We start from the raw sequence: 4948 nt of genomic DNA, 5'->3' as shown, positions 1-4948 counted from the left end.
CCCTTTGTTCTTCGCGATTGCAAAATCGATACTCTTGGCAATAACACCACCTTGTTGCGGTGAGCAGTTACGACAAAATCCTTGATTTTACACCATTGTTCTTTCTTTTCTATATGCGTTTACCCTGGACTTAGACCAAATTTTGCATCAATTTACTAACATCTCAGCCTCAAAAGAAGACTGGGCTATTTTGTCATAGTCTAAACTCCAGTTTTAACCTACCCTAGGGTAATTCCAAGGGGAACCTTCAACCTTCAACCTTCAACCTTCAACCTTCAACCTTCAACCTTCAACCTGATTAAACCTTCAACTAAAGTACCTTCAAAAGCTGTTTAATTTTGGTCTCCTGTTTCTGCTTTAATTGGTCTGGGAACTTCAACTCAATGGCAACTTGATCGGATAAATCTTCGACATCCACAATTTGAGCCAACAATCGCTGTGGTAACTGGTTAGTCGATTCCTGACTCAATAGCAAGCCAACGAAGGGTTGGTCTTGCTCCATTCTTCGTAAATCTTCTGGTGTGAGCAATGGACTAGTTTGCTCCGTGGTATCAGAATAGGCAGTGCTGCGTTCTAATTCAACCCGTAAACTCATCACTCCCATTTCAGTTGCCCTACCACTGTAAAACTTACCTTCCCAATAAAGCTGAGCAGTAGCCCTAATCTGTTTACGCACCTTAGTACTAGTTTGGGTATTCAACTCTCGGAAGGCACGGAACACACCAGTGGCTAAGAAACCTAAGGAGCCCATAGGTCGGTCTAAGGTCGCACGCTTCTGGGAATACCACTCCCTGACATCGGAATAAATTACTAGGACTAAATCATCTAGCTGAGCTTGAGTGAGGTTGATAAAATTAATCGCAAGGTGAACTTGATGGTCACTAATCGGTGTCTTGCGGATAATTTCTCCAGCAACAAAGGCTCGTCTGCCGTAATCTCCCACAATTTCAAGGTCTACTTGATCAGGTAGGTTGGGCCAGCTATCTAAGGCAATTAAAACTCCGCTTTCTGAGATATTAACCGTTTCCCCTGGCCAACTCTGGTCAGTGGTGTGAATTGTCACCGGAAGGCGTCGTAGCAGGCGGTGTTTGGGGCGTTGTTGGGGTTGTTCAAAGGCAACCAACAAACCTGCTGTCAGCAGAATCAAGTTAAAGACGCACCACATGGCGTTAACCAAGACCGCTTCTGCATCTTCTGGACGGAGCAGCAGCCAAAAGGGAACAGCTAGTAAGGCAGCAATCACTATAGCTGTTACTACCAAAAGACCCTGTACTGACTGCCAATCAAAACTCCGCTGACTAACCGATACCCCCTTGTCAGTTACATTAAATGAACCGAGCTTGGGGTTAATCACCGCCATCAGAGTGACATACCCCGTCTGGAATGACATCACAAATTCAAACACCTCGTTCCAGAAGGAAAAGCGAACTTCTTTGTAGGTGATATAGTTAGCATTGAGGCTAATCAGTAGATGGGGCAGGGCATAAAATAAGGTTTCTAGCCCCAAACCCTGAATGGGATTGATGCCAAACAATAGGAATAGAGTGGGAGTGATAGCGTAAATCAGCCGGGGAAAGCCATAGAAGAAGTGGGAGGTGGCTGAAAAATAGCAAATCCGCTGGCCTAAGGTGAGATGTTTTGCCTTCCAGTTCAACAAGGGGAATTCTAGCCGTAGAATCTGAGCCATTCCCCTTGCCCAACGCACTTGCTGACCCACATAGGAGGCAAAGGTTTCAGGGGCTAAGCCAGCAACCATAATCTGGTCATAGTACACTGACTCATAACCTAAGGAATGGAGTCGGAAGGCCGTGTGACAATCTTCTGTAACGGTTTCAACGGCAATTCCCCCAATCTCCAGCGCATGGTTTTTGCGAATTACCGCTGCTGAGCCACAGAAAAAGGAAGCATTCCAGAAGTCATTGCCCTTTTGCAGTACTTTATAAAAGAGTTCATTCATCACTGGAATCTCACCCTTAGTATAGAGATTTCGCTCAAAGGGGTCGGGGTTAAAGAACCAGTGGGGCGTTTGCACAAAGGATACGTTTGGGTTGTAGAAAAACCCGACTGTGCGCATCAGCAATTTTCGCACTGGAATGTGATCGCAGTCCAGAATCAATACCAGATCGCCCTTGGTAGTCTTAAAAGCTGTGTTGATATTACCTGCCTTGGCATGATCATTGTTAGGTCTAGTCAACAATTTACAGCCGATTTCTTCGCACATCTGCTTCAACTTTTTGCGACGCTCTGGATACTTTCTGCCATCATCTAAGACATAGACTTGTTTTTTATCCTCCGGATAGTCCATAGCCAGAGCGGCTACTGCTGTATTGCGGACAATTTCCACAGGCTCGTTGTAGGTTGGAATGTAGATATCAACCTTGAACCATTGGTCTTGAGGATAGTTAGCCAGATCAACGGTTTCTCGGTCTTTGATTTTGATAGTTTGAAAATAAGCTAGCAATAGGGTTAGAATTGCATACAATTCCGCCCCCAACAACAGCACACAGAAAAACCCGTTGATCCAAGTATCAAAATTTAGGGTATAGGCAAAGCGATAGTATAGGTAGCGCATGGTGGTCACCAGGCTCAGCCATACTAAAAACAGATGAAAATACTCACTGACTGTTTTATCAGATTGTTTGGCTTCAGTGCGCACTACCACTTGACCAACCAATATTAGTGCGATCGCTACAATCCCCTGCTGCCTGACTGTTAGGGGTGTAGTAATCAGGGGTATGGATAGCAACACCAGCAGCAAAATCAGCCACGACAAGTGATTCGACCCTAGCCGTGCTAGGACTCGGTCAAAAAACCGAGGTAGGCGATCAACGAGTAATGTAATTAAAGGGGATCGACGAGGGCGATTTTGCCTATTTCTCGATTGTTTGAATAAGGAAAAAGACATAGCAATTTATAGCATTTTGATTTGAGATGTGAAACTAATATTGATGTAAGTATTCAGCCGTAAGCTATCAGCTATCAGCTGATAGCTTACAGTGGAATTTTGATTTAATCCTATTTAATATACAAACAATCCTAAAGACTAATTAAAACTAAAGACTAAGCACTAATCACTAATTACTAATGACTTTTTTGATCTGTCACACGCTTGAGGTACAACTGGCTAATGCCATAAAGCAGGAAGGTTACGCCCAGAATACCTAAAGCTAGGAACCACCAGTTTTGTTGGAGGAAGAACGATGCTTTACTGAGGGCGGAGGTTTTTTCAATGCGCTTTTTAGAACGGGCTAGTTCAAAGAACTCTAGCTTATAGGCATCGGGGTCATAACCAGCAGGGTCTTGTTGATAACTACTAACTAAAACCGTATCCTTCTGCAACTGGTAGAACCAAGAATCTTTAGTGAGAATCTGCCGCACGCGGTCTAAGCCATTTTCCGTTTGACCACTCAAAGCCAAAAGTACCCGCTGATTGTTATCGGGAGACATGATTTGTTTCATTACCCCTTCAGTATCCGGTAGAGTCTGGGCACTAGCTTCACCCCACTGACGTCCTAGAGCATTACTCAAACGCAAACCTTTTGACTCAAATACCTCTGGAAACGGAAATTCATCCCTGGTGCCAATTCCGACTAGATTGCGCTTCCTCCTGATCTGATCAGGCAATTGTTCAATGGTGTAAACATCCAGCTGTACTGAATCTGCCTTACTCAGACGTCCTAAACGTTCACTCATAGCTAGTAGTGTGAGCAGATCGGTATCAGATGGTGTCTCTGACAACACGATCGCTGTATTGGACAAATCTTGAGGAGCTGCAAATGGGTAACCTACTTGCAACAGTTCTAGATTAGGTAGTTGAACTGAGGGCTCCCGATTAACTTTGAAGCTGGTTTCAGCATGAACCGTACCGGTTAGTTGTTGGTCCGTAATTTTACCACACTCCTCTGGTTCCCTGGGGTTCAGCCGGAAAGCAACTTTGATTTTAGAGGTGGGTTTAATCAGATTGGCAGGAAGATCCACTTTGAGGGTTTCTCGCTGTGAGCCATCCCTCTTAGTCAAGCGTTTACCACCAATTAGTACATCATCTAGTAAGACTTCTACAGCAGAGGTGCGAGGATTGACCTGGGGACCATAGCTGTAAACTAAATTCATGGAACTGCCCCGTTTAAACCGATCATCCGGTAAGGCACGAAAATTAAACTCTACCGGTGGTGCTCCACTGCCTCGCACCGTTACGTCCTTAAAGGGTTTACCATTGGGCTGAGTAACGATGTCTTGGAGAGTAAAGGAATTTTCTTCTGGCAAATAACCAGGCCAATTTCGGGAGGATGGTATTGGTACATCCGGAACCTGATCCACGAAAATTAATTGACCTGTGCCAAGTTTACTGGTATCTGGCTGTACTAAAAACTGGGCAGCCTTTTTCACGCCATCTGGGCCATTGCCAGTCACCACCAAGACCGGGTTACTGCCATCATTGACGGTGGTAAGTGCCAGCACACCGACATCATCGGGTAAGGGAATCTGATTTCCATCTAAAATCTGATTCCCGGAGAAAGTAAAGGGCAGTTCTAAAGACTTCAAAACCTGTTGATTTCCAGGAGTCCCAATCACAACTAAACTATCGCCCCACTCTAATTCGTCGATAGTCTCTACTAAACGGGTGGTAATAGGACGGAAGTCAGCCAATCTGCCTAGGGAAGCCTGTAAGCGAGGCGCAGCAGTCAACCAAGATTCTAAGGAATCCACGGATCGGGTCTGGACATTCCCCTGCGGCAGCATATAAGCAATGCGATTGGCATCTAAGCTGAGTTGATCAAAGAAAGGATAAGGATAGCGACTGAAATTTAGGGGGATAGGTTGAACTTGGTATTGGAAGATTAATTTGGAATCCGGCAAAACCTCAGTCCACAACGTGGCATCCCCTCCATCCGTACAGCCAGTGGTGTTGTGTTGCTGGGCTACTAGGGAAAGTTCATTGTAGTCCTGG

General features: G+C 45.0%; 2 protein-coding genes. Both read right to left on the bottom strand.

Translation table 11 applies throughout. The features are described 5' to 3' along the window. Nucleotides 1–310: 310 nt before the first annotated feature. A complete protein-coding gene (locus F6K51_RS35220) occupies nt 311–2905 on the bottom strand; it encodes a glycosyltransferase family 2 protein (RefSeq protein WP_293030259.1) in 2595 nt (864 codons plus the stop codon). A gap of 176 nt (nt 2906–3081) precedes the next feature. Further along, a partial coding sequence (locus F6K51_RS35215) for a cellulose biosynthesis cyclic di-GMP-binding regulatory protein BcsB (protein WP_293030256.1) occupies nt 3082–4948 on the bottom strand: 1867 nt, incomplete at its 5' end.

Origin of the sequence: Moorena sp. SIO3I8, from assembly GCF_010692325.1 — a bacterium.
Lineage (GTDB): Bacteria > Cyanobacteriota > Cyanobacteriia > Cyanobacteriales > Coleofasciculaceae > Moorena.
This window is presented reverse-complemented; position numbering and strand designations above follow the sequence as displayed.